We start from the raw sequence: 21,452 nt of genomic DNA, 5'->3' as shown, positions 1-21,452 counted from the left end.
TGTGGCTTCAGCAGGTTCAAGATGGTTCGCCGTGTCGCACCCCGCGATGACAGGCGTCCATAGGTCTTTCTGTCAGGAACAAAAGACCCTTGCCCGGCTCCCGCCTGAGCGTCCTGGTTTCAGCTTCCTAGGCCAGCAGATCGAAGGTATCGCCGCGGATCTGGATGTTGATCGCGCTTTGGCCGCCGCCATCGACCAGCGCCCAGATGATCTGTTCGGTTGGTTTATAGATGACAAAGGCCTCCCGCACTGCGTCATCGCCTGACCGTTCCCCGGCGGCGTTGGCGGTATGGGCCAGGTTGACCTGAAAATCGCTGGCCGTTGCTGGTCCGCCACCCCACAGCAGCACATCGCCATCCGCGCCGACATAATCCTGCACCCAGTCGGACCCGTGATCGGCGATCCCGACGTGAAAGAATTTGTCCGCCCCCGACCCACCGTTGATGCGGTCATGGCCAAAGCCGCCGTTGACAAAATCATTGCCCGCGCCGCCAAACACCAGATCGGAAAACGCCGACCCGGTGATCACGTCATCCCCGTCCTGGCCCTGCAGGTCATCGACGCCCGCGCCGCCGGCGATGGTGTCGTTGCCCGCCTGGCCAAACACCTGGTCGTTGCCCGCGCCTGCGTCGATGCTGTCGTCGCCTTCACCACCGAAAATCTGATCACGCAGATCGTCGTCTCCGGGTCCGCCGATGATGGTGTCATTTCCCGGGCCGCCGTTCAGCGTATCCGGCCCGGTGCCGCCGTCGATGCTGTCATTGCCATCATTGCCCACCAGCCGGTCGGCGTCAGCAAAGCCCAATATCGTGTCATCACCCGCCGTGCCGATCAGAACATCGGGGCCGGGCGTGCCGGTCAAATCCACCTCTGAGCCGGGAAGGTCGAGTGGCGTTTCGCTTTCTACCGTTGGAACCGGCGCACCGGTGATGACTTCGATTGTTGATGGCACCGCAGGATCGTAAACTTCGGTTGCGATTGCCACCAGTTCGCCCAGATCCTGTTCCAACCCTGTGAGGGTTGCCTGAACCTCGGTTCCATCCGCGTTGGTCAGCGCCAGCGATGTTACCGTTCCCTGCGCGGCGGCAAGAAGGTCTTCACGCGTAGGTGTCAAAAGATCATCTGGCAGGCTAAGCCCGGTGCCACCGATAACCAACCGCGCCCCGCCCAATTGCAGGATGATCTCGGTCGCAGAGCGGGAGACCAAGGGGCTGTCCGCCAGCAGGAAATCGGGCTCGAACAGGTCCGCAGCCGTCAGGTCCAGCCCCGGCCAGCCGGGTCAGCACGGCCTCGCCAGCGGTGGCTGCCGCAATGGCCGAGGCCACCAGAGATGACGCAAGCGTGCCACGGGTCAGCGGCGCATCGCGCGTCACGCCAGTTCCGAGCGCTTCGGGGTTATTGCCCTTGCCGGTGACGTCAATCAGATCTTCCAGATAGACATTCCCGTCGATCAGCGTCCCAGACCCGTCGCTTACTGTATTGTTGGTGAAGCTTGTGGCGTTTTCCCCTGTCGGGTCGGTGCCGGACCGGGACAGGACATTTACCTGTGCCGACGGGTTCGAATAGATCGCCGCACCTTGGCCGGCATTTTCATACTCATTGAAACCGTGCTTGCCGTGGCCATCTAAGCGCTGCCAACGATTATAAACAGCGTTTTGATCGAATTGCGTGGACGCAATAGAGATTTCTCCACTCGCGGCAGATATTGCGCCACCACGAACTGCCATGTTCCCTGAAAACAGTGAATCGGTAATCTCAATTGTTCTGGACGCATTGAAAATAGCCCCACCTTCCGATGGAGCATTTGTGAAATTGCCGCTCTTTTTTGCCAAAGAGTTATATGTAACTCTTTCCTCTGCATACATTTGGTTTCGGGTGAAATCCATTTCGTGAATTGTGATGTCACCGCCAGTATTCAACAGCGCCCCGCCGTCCTGGGCGTTCAACAGGGGGGCCAGTGGTTCCATCCTTTCCCCGCCATCAATCCGGAAGTCGGACAGATATACCTGCGCTTCTGAGTGAACGTGAAACGCCCTTGTACCCATTGTATTGGCCACAAGGGTGCCGCCACTTGGGGCGCCCAAAAGGGTTAAATCGCCGTGGATATCAATGTCACCATCCCGTGCATTGCCTTCGCTGGACAGATGTTGAGAACGGTCATCAAAACCGCCTGCGTTCCTGTAACTCGTGGAATCCAGGCTCAGGGTATATGTGAGTGGCACCAGCTGAATCGAATCTGGCCCCTCTTCGGCGTTGACCTGAATGATGGCCTCGCGCAGGCTCAGAACCCCGTCGTCGGGATCCAGCGTATCGGACGTTGTGGTGACCAGGATTGTGAGGCGCGGCTGAACAGTCTCGGACGTGCTGGTCAGCGTTTCATCCGTGCCTTGCCCATCAGTAAAGGACACCGCAACGCTGACGTCTTCGCCCAAGTCTGCACCCGTCAATTCATAGGTCGCCCCGGTTGCCCCGTCGATGTCGGCTCCGTCGCGCTGCCATTGATATGAAAACGTCCCCAACCCGTCCGCATCGTCGATCCCGCTGGTATCGGCAGTCAGAGTGTTGCCCACATGAGCGGCCCCACTGATTTCCGGAGCACCGGTTGGGGCGTCATTCACGTTGGCCACTGCGGCGGTTGGGGTGCTTGAAACGGTCTGCGTTCCGCCCGTGTCGGTGTACGACATACGGACCGAAACCGGCTGGCCCACATCGTTCTGCGTCAGGCTATAGCTGTCCGCCGTTGCCCCGGCGATATCCACCCCGTCCCTTAACCATTGATAGGCAATGGTTGATGTGTCGATCGCGCTGGTGTTTGCCGGGACGGCGGTCAGCGTTTCCCGCTGTGTGGCGGATCCGGTGATCGCAACCGTCGGCACCGGGGCCAATCCGTCAGTCGAGACGGTTTGATCGTCGAACTGCAACTGCTCGATCCCGGTCAGCGTGTCGACCCCGTCCACAGAGCTCACAATGACCTGTTCGGCCCCGAACGTGATTTCGGCATCTGCAAACAGGCCGGAAAAGAGCGCGGTATCAAGGCCCGCACCGCCGTCCAACACGTCGTTGCCCGTGCCGCCGCGCAGCTGATTGTTTTGGGCATCGCCCGTCAGATCGTCGGCAAAGAGAGATCCCAGAATGTGCACGAAATTGCGCAAATCGTCCCCGGCGGCATCCCCGCCCGAGGTCAGGTTTTCCAGCAGGTTCACGGTTACGCCTGCGGCCGAGCCACCATAGCTGAGCGTATTTGCACCGGTGCCACCATCCAGCGTGTCACCACCGCCGCCACCTTCGATCGTGTCGTCGCCCCCAAGCCCGTTGATCAGGTTGGCATCGTCGTTGCCGCGTAGGTCGTCGGCGAACTCCGACCCTTCGAGGTTTTCGATCCCGCTAAGGCTGTCGTCTTCGGCGTCACCGCCCGTCGCGGTTCCGGCACCGAGGTCTACGGCGATGGCATCGGGCGACGCGCTATAGTCGGCGGTGTCGATACCGTCGCCCCCCAGTAGAGTGTCCGCGCCGGCCAAACCGGCCAGAGTGTCATTCTGATCAAGACCTTCGAGGCGGTTTGCTGTGTCGTCTCCGGTCAGATCATCTGCAAAGGTCGAACCGGTCAGGTTCTCGATGCTGACAAGAATATCACCTGTGGCATCCCCACCTGTTGTCTCCTCGGTTTCCAGGTTGATCGTCACACCTGCGTCCGAGCTTGCGTAGCTTGCCGTGTCGGACCCGCCTTCGCCCTGGATATCGTCGGCACCGTCGCCGCCTTCGAGAACATTATCGTTGGCGTCGCCAAACAAACCGTCTGTCCGGGACGTTCCAATCAGGTTCTCGATGGAAACCAGCGCATCGCCTTCGGCATCGCCACCCGTGGCGGTCCCCGTCGCCAGATTGATGCTGACCTCCTGGCCCGAGCTTGCGTAGCTGGCAGTGTCGCTCCCCTCGCCACCATCCAGCAGATCCGGACCGCCGAGGCCCTCCAAAGTATCGCCGCCGCCCAGACCATAGAGGTAGTCAAGTTCCGGGGTGCCGGTGATTGTGTTCGCCTCGTCATCCGAAAGCGCAACGAACTGTCCGCGAATTTCACCTGCGGGGTTTCCGGTGGTGTGGACATTAACGTACAGATCCACGTCGTTTCCGACGATGGCGTTGCCAAGCGGAACAGAGAAGAAATCCAAAGGCGTGGATGCCGGATCCAGGGCGTCCCATTGCCCTTCGATCGTCAGCACTCCGCCGCTCTCCGACAGGTTCAGATCGTTCGGATCCTCGGTCTGGATGTTAAAGACGACTTCGCCATTGGTGCCACGTGCCCCGGAATGAAAATGGATTCCGGTGACGTCATCACTTATGTCGACTGGAAAAGGTCCGGACTCTGGCAAGACCAGGCTGTAATCCAGACCGGTCAGGAAAATGCGATACCACAGCGTTTCGGAGAAACCGGTATTTTCGTACAGCGCGTAACCATAGCCTGTCGCAGTAGACGCCACACCGGGCACTTCCTGCAGTCCATCCAACGATATCCGGAAAAATCTAGCCATCGTCCATCCCCCACCCAATAGGCGGCCCCGCGGCATGACGATCATGGGTTTTACCGAAAGCAAAAAGGCCCGTTGGTCGATTAAACATCAGAAAAACTTAGACAAAGATACCATTCTGGCCCAATCTGACCTGCAACAGGCAGCAATGCCAGAGGTGGCTGAACCCTGCGCACCACCCTTGGATGAGCGCCGCGAAGTATTGATATTCCTTAAATTGCATGAGTGTCACGAGGATATGACAGAAACAGAAACGCTCGGGATGATGCGTCTGAAGGACCCGAATGAGGCGGCGGGTCTTGCCTTGCGTCTGCTTGCGGGAGAGACGCCGTTTCGCGATATGCCGATGGGCATGTCGGGGGGCATAATGCTCAGTGCGATCGACCGGAACTATTATGTTTTCGCGCGACGGGCGAACAAGGCGGTCGGCTTTGCCTGCTGGGCATTTACTGCCCCCCAAGGTGCCGAGGACTGGATGCGCAAGGGAATACCGTTTGAAAGCTTTGAAACCGCTACACCAGGGGCTGCTGTTGTTGTGCTCGCGGTTCAGGCAATCGACACCGAAACAGCCCGGTTTCTGATCAAGGGATTGCGGGACAACCAACTGGCGGCAATGGATCTATGTTATTATGTCCGTGACTACGGAAAGAACGGAAAGACCCCTCGTTATGTCCGTCTCATCCGCCCGAAAGTGCGTCGGCTGCCGAGAAGCTGAGTAAACCCACAGTCCTGTCGAGGACCAGAGCGCGCAGCTGCGTCCTGAACCCGAGCCAAGGAAGGCATTGGCCCAACCCAAAAGGTCAGCCCGCTCAGATGATGGGCAGGCGGTCGCGTGGCACCAGGCAAAAGGCAACAAACCCGATCAGCGCGCGGCCGATCGGGTTTGAAGCAGAAGGCCAGAGGGATCCGGCCCAGGTTGGAAGGGGTTAACCGTTCCGGTTATTCTGTCAGCGGTGCTTGCGCTGGCCTTTGTGGTGGCCGTTGTTGCCGCGATTGTTGTTGTTGTGGTGGACCCGGTCTTCGAAGTCATCTTTTTGAACCGCACCAGCAACAGCTCCGACTGCGGCTCCGACCGCGGCACCCTGGGCGGCATCGCCACCGGTGGCTTCAGCGACAGCCGCACCAGCCACGGCACCACGGACGGCTTTTTCGGCGACGTAATCAGCCTGGGCGCTCATCGGCAGGGCCAACATCATTGCGGCGGCGAGGGTTGCGAGTACGGTGTTTTTGCGTGCGTTTGTCATGGGTTCCAACCTTTTTGACTGTGGCGTTCGATGTGTTCGCCTTCTGACACTGAAGGTAAGGAAACCACCGTCAAATGAATTTTGAATTTGGGACATTGTGTTTCGATATCGGGTCATATCGTATTTCCCACAACACCGATCAGGCGCTGCAAATCCCGCCACGTTTGGGGCAATTGTTCAGACACCTTCTGGGATGTGTTTCACGTGCTCCGTCGAGCCTTGGGGCCCAAGGAAAGGGGCAGGGGACATTTGGTGAATTCAAAGCGAAAGACCAAAGTTATCCCGCCTCCGCCACCCAGAGGAAAAAGACGGGAAACCTGGATGCCCCATGCAGCACATCCCGCTGTTGGAAACCTTGCGTTGGTCAGATCACCGCGCGCTCACGCAGACAGGCACCACAGGTTGACGCCCCAACTCTTTGGGTTGCTGATCACGCAATCGGCAGCGATCAAATCGGCACGGCATCCGAAACGAGGGACAGCGAGATATCGTCCAAAATAATCGCAGTGCCATCAGCGGTTGTAAATTCGACCGCATATAGATCATCAAACACGGTTGGATCGGGATTTGCGATACCGCCGGGCAGGGTGGCGTCGTCGAAATCAATCTCGAGTGCGGGGGTGCTGGCATTGACTGTAAAGTCAAAGCTATCCCGTTCGACCAGGTTCAAGTAGAAACTGGCAAACGATGTATTAAAGGGATTGACAACTTCGGTCACCCCCAAATCGTAGGTTGTCATGGTCACGATCACGCTCTCACCCGAAGATGGGTTCAGAGAAAGACTGTTTAGGTCAAATGCCTGACCTACGTCTTCTGGCAAAGCAACGGGCAACGGCGGTGGGGTGCCGCCTGCCAAGCCAGAACCAATCAATGCTCCGTTTTCGCCGATTACGAGCGCGCTGCCCGGCCCTTGGATCGCAAATTCCGCATCGACCACAGTGGTTTCAACAACAATGAGGTTGCCTTCTTCGTCGCGCTCAGGCGCACCGGTCGAATCCAGAAGCGTTTCGCTTGTGGTAATTGTCGAAGGCAATGCGACGAGAACGTTGTCCCCGGGATCGGTGGTCTGACCATTGATTGTGCCGCCAGGGGTGCGCGCTCCAGAAATTTCGTCGGTTTCGACCACAGTGGCATTTCCGGAAAAGACAAACCCTTTGGATCCTGTGATCTGAATGTTTGAATCAGGATCCGAAGAAAATTCTTCGAAATCGAGAATGAATTCATCGGGCACGGGCACAGGATCAGGGGGTGAATCCAATGGATCGACAAAGCTTGCTCGCATCTCGGCATTAACAGTGAAGGTGCCGTCACTGATGGTGAAGTGAAGAACGCCCTGGCCGTTGGTGTCGTCGTCCAGCAAGGCGTCGATAGCGGCCAGGTCGATCGTGACCTCATTTGTGGTATTGTTGAAAGTGACAGTTGGTGATGTCAGTGTCCAGGTGCTGTCGTCATTGCCGACAACAAGATCACCAATGGTAAAGGCCAGCGGGCTTGTTGCCGAATCTGTTCCGAAATAGTCATCGGATGCAAAATCATCCAGATCGAAAGTAAAGGTGGTCGTTAACGGGTCATCAACGATGATATCGCCCAAACTCCCCCCGCCTGTCGGAGGTTGGTTGGTTGGGTCGTCTGCACCGGGCGTGTCTCCAACCAGGGTCAGCAATACGGTTGCTGTAGTTGTTGGCCACCCGTTCGCAGCCAGGACATCGATGGTTAGGGTGTGTATTTCCGTCTCGCCTTCGGACAGGATAGAGTCACCGGCTGCAGGAGGAGACGGTTCGGTCTCCCCCCCTTGTATGTAAAGCTGATCCGGCTCGATCACCAAAACCGGCCCGTCCGGGCCTTCGGAAACAGTGAACAACCTTGGGATCGTTATCCCAAGGCCCAGGTAATTGTTTGTGATCAACGAATTGGCTGTTCTCGCTTCGATACTGCCATCCGTAACAAGGTCGCTGAGTGGAATGCGGATCGCTCCGTCGCCTTCATCGGCGGTCACGGCCAGATTTGTAACGCCGTCAAAGACCGGTGGAGTAGAGGGTTCATCGGCCCCGTTGATCGTCAAATCGAAGGTTCCTGTGGCTGTGTCGTTGCCCGTATCGCCGCTGTTGTCGTTCACCGTAAAGGTAAACGTGGTTTGGGCACTTTCGCCGCTGTCCAGGCCCAGGATTTCGGGATCAAAGGTGATCAAGCCATTTTCAAAGGGTTGGACCGGGCTGGTTTCATCCGTGATCGTGAACGGGATCAGGGTACCAGCCCGATTTGCGGAGATATCAGAAAAGCTCAGGACGTCGCCGTCTACGTCGTTGGCAAAATCCCTGAGCTGGATCGTGATCAGCCCGTCATCCTCATCGGCGACGATACTACCAAAGGTCGTCGTCGGGGCGTCGTTGACCGGCGTGATCACAAGATCGACAAGAGCTGATCCAGTGCCACCATTCCCGTCGCTGATAAAATACTGAACCTGCGCCGGACCGTTGAAATCCTTGGCAGCAGTAAACCGCATCTGACCGTCATTGGTCAGCGCAGCCACGCCACCTAGCTGAGTGCCGAACCCGGTGATGACCAGCGGCGAGTCGCCGTCGACGTCAAAGTCATTTGCCAGGACGTCGATGACGACCATCCCGTCTTCGAGGATCGGTGCAACAGTGTCGTCAACACCAATTGGATCGTCATTGACCGGGGTGATGGTCACGCCGACAAATCCGGTATCGGTGCCTCCTTCGCCGTCGCTGATCATATAGGTGATCTGATCCCGACCATTGAAATTCAAATTGGGTGTGTACGTCAGGGTGTTGTCGGATTCGACGTTGACCGTTCCGTTGGCCGCGCTGGCCGAAAGGACGGTCAAAATATCCCCGTCAATGTCTGTGTCATTTGCCAGAACATCAATGTTGACCGGAACATCTTCGTTTGTGCTTGCCCGATCTGCCTGAGCCTCTGGCGGATCGTTGATCGGGGCAACGGTTACGCTCACATGTGCCGTATCGGTATAGCTGCTTTCGGTTCCATTCCAAATTGCATAGGTGATCGTATCGACGCCGTTGAAATTTGTATCAGGCGTGTAATTCAGCGTCCCATTTTCCAGAATCTCGATGCTGCCATTTGCGGCCGTGGCCTCGCGCACAAAAAGCGCCTCGTTGCCATCGCTGGTATCATTGGCCAAAACGTCGATCTCGACGGTGTTGTCTTCGTCGATCGCGGCCACGTCGTCGTTGGCCGTCAACGGGTCATTGACCCCCACCACGTTGACATTCACCGTGACTGTCGTTGTCTGCGGTATACGCGGAACAAATGCGGGACCGCCGATAGGGATGGCAATCGCCGGGAAGGAGTCTGTCACACTAAAGGTGATCGTGTCGACGGCAAACTCTCCCGCGACCAGGGAGGTCGGGTTTGGTATGTAAATATAGGAGGCCTGAAAGGCCCGTCCGAAAAAGGTCGGAATCTGCGGATCACCGGTAGGGATAATGGGGGTGATCACCGCGCCGCTTTCGCTCGTAATACTGTCGATGAGGACGGGATCCCCGTCAAAGTCGTAGATTTGGAAGGTTATCTGGGCAGGTCCGTTTTCCGGAGTCACCAGATCTTCAGCCACAACAAAGGGGGCGTTGTTCGTCCCATCCAAACGCAGGAGATAATCGGCAAAGCGAATGGCCTCGAAGTCTTCCAGTTCATCCGTGCCTTCGTCAACAAGATCGCTGCCGTCGCTTTGGGCACCAGGAGCCAAATCGTGACTCAGATTGTGAGACATGTCCGAGACGTCGAATTCATCCCCGTCGATCCGGGTGACAGCATATTGCAGGATCGACCCTTTGTAGACAGCAATATCAAATCCGCTATCTCCGTCCAATTCGTCGTCACCGGGTCCGCCCATAACAGTATCATCACCAGCACCGCTTTGGATATTGTCACCAAAGACGGACCCGATAATCCGGTCATTCCCCGCAAAGCTGTCGATCAGGACCGGTTGGGGTGACAGGGAAAAATCCAAATCATCATAAAATTGCGTCACCTGCGATTGCTGCAGCGCGGTCAGGGTTGGGTCAAAGGGGCCCGGAAGCGGCGCGATGAAATCAGCACCAAAAGCGTCATCAATCCAGGCGTCATCGGTGCCTTCATGCCCTTCTTCGGGTTCAGAGTCTGGTTCCGGCACATCAGGAATACGGTCCGCCACTGGCCCCCCGGTTCCGCCATCTCCCGATCCTTCTTCCTCAGGTCGAAGCAGTGCGGACCCAACAACCGGAATAACCGGATCAAGAATTTCGGAATCACCTTCTCGACCATTGTTAATTAGGCGTGGAACCAGATCTGCCATGAAATACACCTTTCGAAAGTATGTTTCGGTTATAGGCGATCATCGGATTCTGACAAAGAAACAATTTTGGGTGCCATTTGCGCACCGGTTTGGCGGTAAATACGGGACCTTCCCTGGCCCAGGTAAAGGTCGATGGCCGATTGGCGTGATGAATGGGCAGAACGCTTTCTGTCTGCTGCCCTTGGGCGAAGGACAACAAGCCGGTCTGGTGTTTCGGGAGAGGTTTCCGGATGCGTTTGTTGGGCGTACAGACGGCTTGGTGGTCGGCCAGTGTCGCACCCAATTTGGGCGTAACACCCGCCCCCACGCCCTCAGAAGGGCACGGTCGGACCCTGTCAGATCACACGCGGACCTGGGTTCTGCCGTCATCCTTGGCGCGTGCAGGGGGCGGGGCGTTACTCCATCAACGCCTCTTCCAGCGGATAGGTCGACAGCAATTTGTACCCGTCATCGGTCACAAGCACCTGTTGTTCCAGTTTGACACCCACGCCGGTTTCGCCTTGTGCGCCCATATAGCTTTCGACGCACAGGACCATTCCGGATTCGATCACACCGTCATAGGGGTTGGCGCCGCGATAACCTGGGTTGATACGTGGGTATTCATCACACATGCCAACCGCGTGGACGACACAGGTATAGGCGTTTTCGCGGTATTCCTCGGGAACCGGAAAGGCGCGGTCCTGAAACTCGGCGAAACTCACCCCTGGTCTGACCAGGTCCAAGTTGTGAGCGATTTCGGCTGCTGCCAGCTGATAGACGTCGCGCTGTCGTTTTGTCGGTTTGGCGGGGCCGCAATGCAGCGTGCGTGAAATATCGGCGAAATAGCCAAAGGGGCCGATCATATCCGTGTCGAACCCGACGAGATCACCGGATTCCACCCGGCGGGGCGACGCCTCCTGAAGCCAGGGGTTTATGCGCGGTCCAGATGCCAGCATCCGGCCGTCATGCCAATCGCCGTTGTTGGCGAGGTTGGTGTAGTTCAACAGCCCCCAGAGCTGCAGCTCGCTGACCCCCGGTTTCAACGCCTGTTTCAGTTTTGCGATGCCCAGCTGGGCCACGTCGACGGCCCATTGTATACATGCCACTTCGTCGATGGATTTGATGACGCGGGCCTGTTCCGAAATCAGCACCCCGTCGATGACGTCCAGCCCGCGGTGATTGAGAGCCAGGGTCAGCGATGGGTTGACGTATTCAACAGCGACACGACGGTTGTCAGTGCCGATTTCGCCGAGGAAATTGACCACATCATCGGCCAGGAGCGACGCGCTTTCGCCCAGAACCGGTCCGCCATCAAAATAGGAAAGCGCCCGGTTGGGGCGGATTTCGTCCACCATTGCGGGCGGCGGACCATACAGGCCATGGATCACCACCGGCCCTTCCTGGGGGACAAACAGATAGGTGGTGGGGATGTGCGACTGAAACAGCGCATAAGAGCGATAATCGACCGCGTAGCGCAGGCTGATCGGACTGACCAGAACGCACATGGCAGCCCCGTTGCGTTTCAATTCATCCCGGATCCGACCTATGCGATACCGGTGCATCCGGTCAAAGTCGATTTCGGGCATGTCCTTGAAGCGGCTGAGGTCGCTCCAATCATCCGATTGGACCAATTCGTCGGCAAAATGTGTCATGTCAGGATCCTTTCCACGACCCGGCGACCAAAGTCATGGGTGGGTCCCTCCCAATGCGGGCTGAGCCGCCCACCGTCATACGCCGGTGACAACCGTCCCTGTTGCAGCAATTCCAACATCCCCAGATCCTCTCGGTTCAAATCGTCCCACATTTGCATCAGCGCGGTGCGGGCGGTGGCGTGGTCATCCGAGGTGGCAGCGTCCCCGATCAGGAAGACATGCAATTCCTCGCGGGTTTTGTCCGGAGCGATGGGATAGCTCACCAAAACGGTGAATTGGTCGGGAAACACTTCTGCGGCAAAATGTGGAAAGCACAGGAACCACAGCCCGCGTTTTGCGTCTGCCTGGGACAGTCCGGGGTAATGCGGCAAGCTGTCTCCGCGACCTTCGCCCAATGCAGGAAAGACATAGTCATTGTAGAACACATGCCGGTCCCATTCGCCGGACCAGCGCACGTTCATCGGCGCAAAGTCCAGCAGTTTGGGGTGAACGGCAAAGACGTGGTAGCCTTCCATGTAGTTCTCATAGACCAACTTCCAGTTGGCGTTGACTTCGAACTCCAGCTTTCCGGCCCAGCGGATTGCATTGAAATCATAGCCTGGCGTGCGTTCCATCAACGGAGCCAGCCAGTCCAGCAGCGGTTCCGCATCCCCCGAAACATTGACAAAGACACAGCCGTTCCAGACCTCGCAGCGGGCCTCGATCAGGTCGAGCTTGTCACCGCCGCCGTCCTTGAACGTATCGGTGATGTTGGGGCCGTTGAAATGCGGCCGGGACCGCAGCTTGCCGTTCAGCCCGTAAACCCAGGCGTGATAGGGGCAGGTGAGAGTTCGCTTCTGGCATGGCTCTGTTACCAGTTTCGCGCCGCGGTGGCGGCACACATTGTGCAGGGCGCGGATTTGCCTGTCGTGATCGCACAGGATGATCAGCGGCGCGCCGCCGATCTCTATTGGTTTCATATCGCCGGGTTCGGGCAATTCGGCCGCCGCGCCCGCAAACACCCAGGACCGGCGAAAGCAATGCTCTTTTTCCAGCGCCAGCCACTCATCCGACCAATAGGCCGCATTGGGCAGGCCGCTGGCCTCTTCGAGCGGAGCAAATGTCCTCGCAAAACCGTCTTCTCCCAGCAGATCCTTGACCCGTTGCAAAATCGGACTGTCCGGGAAAGTACCGTCCATGGGTTGCTCCTTTGAAAAGAATCTTGCGACTCTGGGAAAAATTTGCACAATAAATTTTCATGCACGTCAAGAAAAATTCAAAAACGGACAAAATTGACCCGTTGCAACAACTGGGCGAAGATCTGCGGGCCTTGCGCAAGGCGCAGTCCATGACGCTGGCAGATCTGGCCGAAGCGAGCGGTCGTTCGGTGTCGTTCCTGTCCAAGATCGAACGGGCCCAGGCGCGCCCGTCGGTCACGGCCTTGCAAGAGATCGCCGAGGCGCTGGGGGTGCCGGTGGGCTGGTTCTTTGAAACCGACGGTCCGGCCCCAGCCGAGGAGCGCCCCTATATCGTGCGCGCCGACAGACGGCGCAAACTGACATATTCAGGTCTGTCCGGAACCGATTACATGGGGTGCGAAGATCACCTTTTGTCGGCCAGCCTGGACCGGCAGCTGGCGATGGGGATTTCCACCTATGAGGCAGGCGGCAGCACCGGCGATGATCTGTATACCCACGAAGGCGAAGAGGCCGGAATGGTTTTGAAGGGTGAGATCGAATTGACCTTGGACGAGACGGTCTTTTATCTGAAAACCGGGGATAGTTTCAGCTTTTCTGCCGATATCCCCCACCGATACCACAACCCTGGCAAGGTGGAGGCACAGATTGTCTGGGCCAATACGCCGGTTTCCCTGAAAAGGTAGAACATGACCGAACACGCGCGCGTGGTGGTGATTGGCGGCGGCAATATGGGGGCCGGCGTCCTGTATCATCTTGCCCATATGGGGTGGACTGATTGCGTTCTGATCGAAAAGGCCGAACTGACCAGTGGGGCAACCTGGCATGCGGCAGGATTGGTCAGCCGTATGGTGGGCGGGCAGGCGCTGGGGTCGATCCATGACTATGGCGTGGATCTGTACAAGAGGATCGAAGCCGAAACCGATGTCGGTGTCAGCTGGCACAATTGCGGTTCTTTGCGCGTCGCAACCAGCCCGGATCACATGGACTGGATCAACCATATCCGCGACGCAATACTGGCCCGCGGACAGGACGCGCATATCATCGACGCGGACGAGGTGGCGCGGCTGAACCCGCTGTATGATGTCAAGGCTGCGGGGGTATTGGGCGCGGTCTACACGCCCGATGATGGCCACGTGGACCCGTCGGGGACCTGCCAGGCTATGGCCAAGGGCGCGCGCCAGATGGGGGCCAAGGTGCGGCGCAATTGTCGCGTGACAGCGACGCACCAATTGCCGTCAGGCGAATGGCATGTCGAGACCGAACAGGGCACCATCATTGCCCAGCATGTGGTGAACGCCGGTGGGTATCACGCCCGCCAGCTGGGTCATATGGTGGGGCTGGATCTGCCCATTACCACCATGCTGCACCACTATGTGGTGACAGATGCGGTGCCAGAGTTCAAAGCCATGGCGCATGAAATCCCGGTTACGCGCGACGATCATTTCTGTGGCTATGTACGACGTGAACAGGGCTCGGCGTTGATCGGGCTGTACGACAAACAGGATCCGCAATCGGTCTGGTTGGACGGCTGCCCCTGGGACAGCGTCAACGCGCTGTTCGAACCGAATTGGGACGGTATCACCCCCTGGCTGGAGAATTGTTTTGAACGGATGCCCGCGTTGATGAACCGGGGCATCAAACGGGTGGTCAACGGCGGCATCACCTATACGCCGGACGGGGCGATGATGCTGGGGCCAGCCCCGGGGTTGAACAATTATTGGTTGGCATGCGGGGCAACGGTCGGCATTGCATGGGGGCCCGGGGCGGGCAGGGCGCTGGCGGAATGGATGGTGGAGGGCAGTGCCAATATCTCTACCCGCGCGTTCGATCCGCGCCGGTTTGGCCTATGGGCGGACGCCGATTTTGCCCGCCGGCGCGCCACTGAGGATTATACCCTGAGACAGGCGATGCCTTATCCGCAGCATCAGCGGAACAGCTGCCGGGATATAAAACGCTCGGGCGCGTATGATCGCACAGCAGCGTTGGGCGCGGTATTCGAAGAAGCAGGCGGCTGGGAACGTCCGCGCCTGTATGGCGATGATCCGGTAGGTTGGCGGCGCACCTCCGCTTTTGATCAGGCGGCGGCGGAATGCAAGACGGTGCGGCAGCAGGTGGGGGTGGCGGATCTTTCGGCCTTTGCCAAATTCCGCATATCAGGTCCCCGGGCCGAGGACTGGTTGAACGCTGTCTGTGCCAACCGGATGCCACGCGTCGGGCGCATCTGCCTGACGCTTTTGCTCAATCGCAAGGGCACCATCGAAGGCGAAGCAACGATCGCCCGCACCAGCCCGGACAGCTTTCATTTTGTCACCGGTGCCCCGTCCGAGCGCCGGGTCTGGGATTGGCTGACCCTGCACTGCGGCGTGCCGATGGATGGCGTGACGATCGAAAATATTACCGATGAAACCGGGATTCTCTGTCTGGCGGGCCCCAACGCGCGAAAGGTTCTGTCGGCCTGCACATCTGCTGACGTCTCAACCGGTGGTTTGCGCTGGCTGAGCTGCACGTCACTGGATGTGGCGGGCCTGCCGCTGCTGGCGATGCGGCTGAGCTTTACCGGTGAACTGGCCTATGAACTGCACGCGCCGAACGACAAGCTGGGAGAGCTGTGGGATGCGCTGTGGGAGGCTGGGCAACCCCATGGTATCGGGACCTTTGGCACCAAAGCGCTGGACAGTCTGCGGTTGGAGAAATTCTATCGCGGCGGCCATGAATTGACCAATGACGCCAGCCACAAGGATATCTGTCTGGAACGGTTCGCCGCCACGGACAAAGCGTTCGTGGGAAGGGATGCCATGATGGCACGCCAGCCACGCAGCCGCGTTGCCCTGTTGATGCTGAACGGAGAACAGACCGACGCGCTGTTGGGCGAGGCGGTGTTTCTGGGCGATCAACTGGTGGGTTCGATCACCTCGGCGGCTTATGGGCATTGCGTCGGCAAATCCCTGGCCATCGCCTTTCTCGCGGACGTGGCGCGGGCATCAGGAACGGTTCTGACCGTGTCGTTGCTGGGCCAGCAGGTTGCTGCCACCGTTTTGGCCGACGCACCCTGGGATCCCGAGAACGCGCGACTGAAAGCTTGAAACTGCGCCGTCCGGGTGGAGCTCAATTTCCGGCAATGTCTTGACGTGATTTCGGATCGGCACGCTGAGTTTTTCGACCACCGGTTTGATCCCGATGGAGGAGAAATACGGGTCGATCCCACGGTTCCGCTCCAGAAGGTCCTCTAGGATCTCCTGGAATTGGGACACACCGCCCACGACAAATTTTACACGTGGTCATAGCCACCGCCGAGCAAACGGTATTCGACCACATTGTCGTGCAGCCGGGGTTCGTTTTCGAACTGGATAAAGCCACTCGCGCAGGTGTCCGGACTATCCGGCCAGTTCTGCCTGATGCGCCTTTGCCATGTCCATCATGCTGTTGAATCGAAAGTTGTATGTCGGCATCTCGCCGGGGTTCATGGTGGCACCAAAGCCTTCCTTGTCGTGGCGGCGGTAGATCCAGCAATTGGCCAGCCCGAACTTGTTGGCAGGCGCATGGTCGTGGAACATGCTTTCGGCGGTATGCAGGATGTCACCCTTTTCGATCCCCTGACGCGCCAGCATCTCAAGCATATAGTCGAAATTGCGATCGGCGGGTTTATAGCTGCCGACATCCTCAGCGGTATAAACACCATCAAAATGCACACCCAGACGCGTGTTCGCGCCCGAGAATGTCAGATTGTCGGTGTTGGTCAGAACCACCAGTTTGAAGTGCTTTTTGAGGTAGGTCAGCGCTTCGATTGTGTCGTCGAAAGCGTGCCAGTGACGCGCCGACATGCCATAAGCTTCACACTCTTCCCAGGTCACCTCGACGCCCCACTCTTCGGCCAGACGGCGATACACGACGGGCAGAAGTTCGTAATATTTCTTGGCCGGGGAATAGCGCTGCGATGTGCTTTCATAAAACGCGTGCGCTTCGAGGATGTCATCGCGCGTCAGGCTGTGGCTCACCCGGTCGGTCAGCGGCTTCAGACCGGTGATCATGCCCCCTTCCCAATCAATCAGAGTGCCATAGACATCGAATGTGAGGGCTTTGAAGTCAGACAGTTTCATTGGGTTATCCTTTTACGTCCAGAATGGTGTCCAGGGTTGCGCGGAGGCGGGCAATCAGCAGGTCGACCTCTGCTTCGGAGATGCAAATAGGTGGGGCAAGGCCAATAACATCATCGGCAAAGGCCCGGAAAATCACGCCGTTTTCATAACCGGCCTTGGCCAGCCGTCCAGCGGCATTCTTATCCTTGGGAGGTTTGGTTGTCAGGTCAAATTGTTCGACGCGGCGGCGCGCCGGATGGAGAACACCAAAGACAACCCCAAGCCTACAACTGGGACAGAAGGGTCTGGTCTCGCTCTGTGCGTGTGCGATATAGAAGGCCCGAGAGCCCTATGTGCGGCGTGTGCGCCGGGCCGGGCAGGATGGGCCAATCCCGTCCGGGCGGAACCACTGCTGCGGGAAGACCATGTTCAAAATGAAATCCACGTTGAAACCCGAGGAGGCGGCTGCGCTGATCCCGGATGGGGCGACAGTGATGATTGGCGGCTTTATGGGGGTCGGTGCGCCCCTGCGCCTGATTGATGCTCTCGTGGCGCGTGGGGTGCGCGATCTGTCGTTGGTGGCCAATGACACCTTTGTGCCGGGGCGGGGGATTGGCAAGTTGATCTCGGCCCGTGCCTGTCGCCGGATCACGGTGTCTCATATCGGTCTCAACCCCGAAGCACAGGCCCAGATGAACGATGGCACGCTCGAGGTCGAACTTGTTCCGCAGGGCACGCTGGTCGAACGCATCCGGGCGCATGGTGTTGGGCTGGGAGGTATTCTAACGCCCACGGGGCTGGGCACCCAGGTCGCGGCAGGTAAACAAATCATTCACGCCAATGGCCGCGATTTTTTGCTCGAAGAGCCCATCGGAGCCGATTTTACACTGATCGCAGCGCATCAATCCGACTATGTGGGCAATCTGGAATACGCGCTGACAGCGCAGAATTTCAATCCGATCATGGCACTGGCAGGCGCAACGGTGATTGCCGAACCCGAACATATCGTTCCGGTCGGGGTGATCCCGCCGGATGCGGTGCGGACGCCCGGCGTGCTGGTGGATCACCTGTTGGAAAGGGCGCATTGATGGAAGCCAGGGAAATCATTGCCCGCCGTGTGGCACAGGAAGTGCGTGCAGGAACCCTTGTCAATCTGGGCATCGGTTTGCCCAGTATGGTGGCCGGCTTTGTTGCGGCCGATGCGGGGGTGTTCTTTCAGGCTGAAAACGGCGTGATCGGATTGGGCGCGCGCCCACCCGAAGGCATGGAAGACCCGGACCTGACCGATGCCGGAGGTGGGTTTGTCACCGCGGTGCCCGGTGCGGCGGCCATCGACAGTGCCATGAGCTTTGGCCTGATCCGGGGCGGCCATATCGACATGACGGTTCTGGGTGGGCTCGAGGTCAACCGGTTGGGACAATTGGCCAATTGGATGATCCCGGGCAAATTCGTTCCTGGCATGGGTGGGGCCATGGATCTGGTGACCGGGGCAAAGCGGGTGGTGGTGGCGATGACCCATACCAATCAGGGTCACAGCAAGATCGTACAGGAATGTGCCCTGCCACTGACGTCGTTGCGCCAGGTTGATCTGGTGGTGACTGAACTGGCGGTGATTGAACCGGCCGAGGACGGCCTGCACCTGATCGAACGGGCACCGGGAGTGTCAGTAGACCAGATCCGGGCGGCAACGGATGCGGATCTGGCCATTCCTGACACGGTGCCCGAGATGTCGCTCTAATACCAGGTGTCAGACGGCGTATCAGACGGCGCGACCGGCATTCAGCCCTTCCAGCACGGCCTCTTCGGCAGTACGGGGGGCAATGCAATCCCCGACCAGATGGTGTTTCAGCCCCATTCGACGGATCATGTCTTCGACAGAGTTGGCCGGGGTATGACCCTGACACAGCACCAATGTATCGACGCCGTCGCAGATGACCGGTTCGTTGCTCATGATATGTTGCAGATAGACGCTGTCTTCGTCCGCGCCGAACAGCCGCATATAGGGCAGGGTTTCGACGCCCAGCCTATGCAGTCGACCGATGCTGGCATCACGCACATACATCTGAATGGTTTGCCCCGGCATGTACCCGTTGACGGCCAGACGCACTGAATGGCCGTTTTGCGCCAAAAGTTCAGCCACACCAATGCCGATCCAATCTGCGCGCCAATCGGCAACGACAACGGAATTGCCCACATTGGCCTGTCCTTGCAACACTTGCCAGGCATCGACCACATGGGCGTCATCCCGGCCCTCGAAATCCGGCCAGCGGGGCGTGGCACCGGTGGCGATGATCACTGCATCGGGGGCGAATTGGGCAATCGTGGCTTCGTTCACCTCGGTGCCCTTGTGCACCGTTACCCCAGCCCGGCGCATTTCGTGCGCCAGATTGGTGATGATGCCACCGAATTCGGCGCGATGTGGCAACAGCTGGGCCAGTCGGGCCTGGCCGCCCAATTGGCTATCGCGTTCATAGAGTGTAACATCATGCCCGCGTGCAGCTGCTTCGGCTGCGGCCTTCATCCCGCCGGGACCGCCGCCAATCACCATGAGACGTCGTTTGCCGTTCAGGATCGGGGGGGTGCCCAGGCGCAGCTCGCGCCCGCTGACCGGGTTCTGGATACAGGAAATCGGGTACCCATCGTGGAAATGGCCGATACAGGCCTGATTGCACCCTATGCAGGCCCGGATATCGTCCACGGCGCCCAGGTGCGCCTTGGTCCCCATGTCGGGGTCGCAGATCATCGCTCGGGTCATGCCGCACATGTCCGCCTGACCAGAACCGATGATGCGGTCCGCCTCTTGTGGTTGGTTGATGCGGCCGGTGATGATGGTCGTCAATCCGGTGCGTTCGCGGATCGCCTGACCCAACGGTGCAGTATAGCCGACGGCCTCGGACATCGGGGGGGCGATATGGATCGATCCGGCCAAGGTTGCAGACGAGCCGGCCACCACGCTGAAGTAGTCCAACGTTTGATCTGCCGCGATGCGGTCGCAGGCGTCCAGCATCTCAGGGTGCTCAAGGCCCTCGTGGCTCATCTCATTTCCAGACAGGCGCAAACCAATAACGAACCCATCACCGGTCTTGGCGCGGATGTCGGCGGCAATGTCACGGATGAACCGGGTCCGGTTGTCCAATGATCCGCCATAGTCATCAGTGCGCTTATTCACATGCGGGTTCAGGAATTGTGCGGGCAGATACCCGTGGGAGGCAACGATTTCCACGCCGTCCAACCCGGCGCTTTGCATCCGCGCGGCTGCATCGCCATAGGCCGAAATCACGTCGGCAACCATGTCCGGTGTCATCGGGCGGGGCAGGACGTGGAACCGTTCGTTGGGCGTAGGCGACGCGCTGTAGGACACGGGCGCGGTGCCATCTTCGGAGGCCAGCATTTCACGCCCGGGGTGGAACAGCTGGGCGATCAGTCCGCAATCATGGCTGTGGATCACTTCGGCCAGTTTGCGATAGCCCGGGATGCAGGCATCGGTGTCGATCCGGATCGGATCGGCGACAAACACCGCGCTGGGGTGCACCAAGGCCACTTCGGTCACGATCATCCCTGCGCCCCCGCGGGCGCGGGCCTCGTGGTAGGCAATCATTGCATCTCCAACGCGCCCTTTTTCCGCCAGATGAGTTTCATGTCCCGTGGACACGATCCGGTTGCGCAGCGTCAGGTTGCCGATGGTGATCGGTGAAAACAGGTTGGGGAAATGTTTGTCTGTCATGGGTGCCTCGGGAGGGTGCCTGGTAGGGAATTGGGTCGAACTGGATTAGAAGTTCGGCGGTGTGATCGCCCAGATCACGTGGGTTTCCGTGTCAGAAGGGTTGCGATAACGGTGCGGTGTCGCGCTGTTAAAGGCAAAACTGTCGCCTGTGTTCAGCAGGTAGTGGTCGTCCCCGACCCATAATTCGAGCGTGCCGCGCACGACGACCCCGGCTTCGTCGCCTTCGTGAGAATACACAGTGTCCACGCCGCTGCCGGGAGCAAAAACACAGGACAAAAGCTCGAGCTTGCCCCCCAATCCCGGCGTCAACAGCTCGTCCCGGATGCCGTCATCATATTCAATCGCGCGGCGCTCTCCCTGACGCACGACCTTTGAGGTGCTGGGGGCGATGGTCGTGGAAAAGAACCAGCCGACCGACACTCCAAGCGCGCGGCTGATCTTGAACAGGGCAGTGACGGACGGGCGATTGTGGCCGCGTTCGATCTGGCTGATAAAACCGGTAGACAACCCCGTGGCCGTGGCCAATTGGCCCAACGTCAGGCGCTTGGCTTTGCGCAGATCATGGATCTCCTGGCCCAGCCGGGGATCCAGTCGCGAGCTCTCCAATGTGTCTATATCGAGGGGTGTGGCCAGCAGCTGACCTTCGTGGTGGTTGGGCACAGGAGGACACCGTGATTTGTAAAAATTTATGCCAATATTTTTACAATCATGAATTTTGTCAACAAAAATGTATATGGCAGGCGTCATGAGACACCCGC

The 21,452-nt window shown here is 58.6% G+C and carries 14 protein-coding genes; 5 read left to right on the top strand and 9 right to left on the bottom strand.

The window, feature by feature from the left end; translation table 11 throughout:
- Positions 1–127: 127 nt before the first annotated feature.
- Positions 128–1,207 (bottom strand): calcium-binding protein, encoded by a 1,080-nt coding sequence (locus QEZ52_RS17120; RefSeq protein ID WP_406645685.1) that lies wholly within the window; start codon positions 1,205–1,207, stop codon positions 128–130.
- Entirely contained in the window at positions 1,131–4,529 is a 3,399-nt protein-coding gene (locus tag QEZ52_RS17115) for a CHRD domain-containing protein (RefSeq protein ID WP_406645684.1), read from the bottom strand. The genes QEZ52_RS17120 and QEZ52_RS17115 overlap by 77 nt, the downstream gene beginning before the upstream one ends.
- Positions 4,530–4,563: 34 nt before the next feature.
- Between QEZ52_RS17115 and QEZ52_RS17110 the strand changes: the two genes are divergently transcribed.
- Complete coding sequence (locus QEZ52_RS17110) at positions 4,564–5,241, top strand: hypothetical protein (RefSeq protein WP_406645683.1); 678 nt, start codon at positions 4,564–4,566, stop codon at positions 5,239–5,241.
- Positions 5,242–5,473: 232 nt separating this feature from the next.
- Here QEZ52_RS17110 and QEZ52_RS17105 read toward each other — a convergent pair whose 3' ends face one another.
- The 4 genes from QEZ52_RS17105 to QEZ52_RS17090 form a co-directional block, all read right to left on the bottom strand.
- The gene (locus QEZ52_RS17105; RefSeq protein WP_406645682.1) at positions 5,474–5,770 is read right to left on the bottom strand and encodes a glycine zipper domain-containing protein; all 297 of its coding nucleotides are present in this window, start codon (positions 5,768–5,770) and stop codon (positions 5,474–5,476) included.
- Between the two features lie 448 nt (positions 5,771–6,218).
- Positions 6,219–10,085, bottom strand: coding sequence for an Ig-like domain-containing protein (locus tag QEZ52_RS17100; protein WP_406645681.1), 3,867 nt, complete (start codon positions 10,083–10,085; stop codon positions 6,219–6,221).
- A 395-nt stretch (positions 10,086–10,480) separates the two neighbouring features.
- Complete coding sequence (locus tag QEZ52_RS17095) at positions 10,481–11,716, bottom strand: M24 family metallopeptidase (protein ID WP_406645680.1); 1,236 nt, start codon at positions 11,714–11,716, stop codon at positions 10,481–10,483.
- A complete protein-coding gene (locus QEZ52_RS17090; RefSeq protein ID WP_406645679.1) occupies positions 11,713–12,894 on the bottom strand; it encodes an aromatic ring-hydroxylating dioxygenase subunit alpha in 1,182 nt (393 codons plus the stop codon). Before QEZ52_RS17090 ends, QEZ52_RS17095 begins: the two co-directional genes overlap by 4 nt.
- Positions 12,895–12,953: 59 nt before the next feature.
- Here QEZ52_RS17090 and QEZ52_RS17085 point away from each other — a divergent pair, with 59 nt between their 5' ends.
- Both QEZ52_RS17085 and QEZ52_RS17080 read left to right on the top strand, forming a co-directional pair.
- The gene (locus QEZ52_RS17085; protein ID WP_406645678.1) at positions 12,954–13,577 is read left to right on the top strand and encodes a cupin domain-containing protein; all 624 of its coding nucleotides are present in this window, start codon (positions 12,954–12,956) and stop codon (positions 13,575–13,577) included.
- A 3-nt stretch (positions 13,578–13,580) separates the two neighbouring features.
- Positions 13,581–15,977, top strand: a complete 2,397-nt coding sequence (locus tag QEZ52_RS17080) for an FAD-dependent oxidoreductase (protein WP_406645677.1) — start codon at positions 13,581–13,583, stop codon at positions 15,975–15,977.
- A gap of 291 nt (positions 15,978–16,268) precedes the next feature.
- Here the strand turns inward: QEZ52_RS17080 and QEZ52_RS17075 are convergent, their stop codons facing one another.
- The gene (locus QEZ52_RS17075) at positions 16,269–16,991 is read right to left on the bottom strand and encodes a haloacid dehalogenase type II (protein ID WP_406645676.1); all 723 of its coding nucleotides are present in this window, start codon (positions 16,989–16,991) and stop codon (positions 16,269–16,271) included.
- A 413-nt stretch (positions 16,992–17,404) separates the two neighbouring features.
- On the opposite strand from QEZ52_RS17075, the gene QEZ52_RS17070 reads away from it, so the two are divergent.
- Both QEZ52_RS17070 and QEZ52_RS17065 read left to right on the top strand, forming a co-directional pair.
- Complete coding sequence (locus QEZ52_RS17070; protein ID WP_406650544.1) at positions 17,405–18,058, top strand: CoA transferase subunit A; 654 nt, start codon at positions 17,405–17,407, stop codon at positions 18,056–18,058.
- Positions 18,058–18,708 carry a 3-oxoacid CoA-transferase subunit B gene (locus QEZ52_RS17065; protein WP_406645675.1) on the top strand — a complete coding sequence of 217 codons (651 nt, stop codon included), beginning with the start codon at positions 18,058–18,060 and terminating at the stop codon, positions 18,706–18,708. The genes QEZ52_RS17070 and QEZ52_RS17065 overlap by 1 nt, the downstream gene beginning before the upstream one ends.
- A 21-nt stretch (positions 18,709–18,729) precedes the next feature.
- On the opposite strand, the gene QEZ52_RS17060 is transcribed toward QEZ52_RS17065, so the two are convergent.
- Positions 18,730–20,694: an FAD-dependent oxidoreductase gene (locus QEZ52_RS17060; protein WP_406645674.1), complete on the bottom strand. Its 1,965-nt coding sequence runs from the start codon at positions 20,692–20,694 to the stop codon at positions 18,730–18,732.
- Positions 20,695–20,739: 45 nt separating this feature from the next.
- Entirely contained in the window at positions 20,740–21,354 is a 615-nt protein-coding gene (locus QEZ52_RS17055; RefSeq protein WP_406645673.1) for a helix-turn-helix domain-containing protein, read from the bottom strand.
- Between the last annotated feature and the right edge of the window lie 98 nt (positions 21,355–21,452).

It is taken from the genome of Aliisedimentitalea scapharcae (assembly GCF_045277565.1).
Lineage (GTDB): Bacteria > Pseudomonadota > Alphaproteobacteria > Rhodobacterales > Rhodobacteraceae > Aliisedimentitalea > Aliisedimentitalea scapharcae.
Note: the sequence above shows the minus strand (reverse complement) of the source record. Positions and strands in the feature narration are given on the sequence as shown.

Coding starts and splice junctions, on each gene's coding strand:
- QEZ52_RS17115 (WP_406645684.1), bottom strand. CDS start 4,529: ATGGCTAGATTTTTCCGGATATCGTTGGATGGACTGCAGGAAGTGCCC.
- QEZ52_RS17110 (WP_406645683.1), top strand. CDS start 4,564: ATGACGATCATGGGTTTTACCGAAAGCAAAAAGGCCCGTTGGTCGATT.
- QEZ52_RS17105 (WP_406645682.1), bottom strand. CDS start 5,770: ATGACAAACGCACGCAAAAACACCGTACTCGCAACCCTCGCCGCCGCA.
- QEZ52_RS17100 (WP_406645681.1), bottom strand. CDS start 10,085: ATGGCAGATCTGGTTCCACGCCTAATTAACAATGGTCGAGAAGGTGAT.
- QEZ52_RS17095 (WP_406645680.1), bottom strand. CDS start 11,716: ATGACACATTTTGCCGACGAATTGGTCCAATCGGATGATTGGAGCGAC.
- QEZ52_RS17090 (WP_406645679.1), bottom strand. CDS start 12,894: ATGGACGGTACTTTCCCGGACAGTCCGATTTTGCAACGGGTCAAGGAT.
- QEZ52_RS17085 (WP_406645678.1), top strand. CDS start 12,954: ATGCACGTCAAGAAAAATTCAAAAACGGACAAAATTGACCCGTTGCAA.
- QEZ52_RS17080 (WP_406645677.1), top strand. CDS start 13,581: ATGACCGAACACGCGCGCGTGGTGGTGATTGGCGGCGGCAATATGGGG.
- QEZ52_RS17075 (WP_406645676.1), bottom strand. CDS start 16,991: ATGAAACTGTCTGACTTCAAAGCCCTCACATTCGATGTCTATGGCACT.
- QEZ52_RS17070 (WP_406650544.1), top strand. CDS start 17,405: ATGAAATCCACGTTGAAACCCGAGGAGGCGGCTGCGCTGATCCCGGAT.
- QEZ52_RS17065 (WP_406645675.1), top strand. CDS start 18,058: ATGGAAGCCAGGGAAATCATTGCCCGCCGTGTGGCACAGGAAGTGCGT.
- QEZ52_RS17060 (WP_406645674.1), bottom strand. CDS start 20,694: ATGACAGACAAACATTTCCCCAACCTGTTTTCACCGATCACCATCGGC.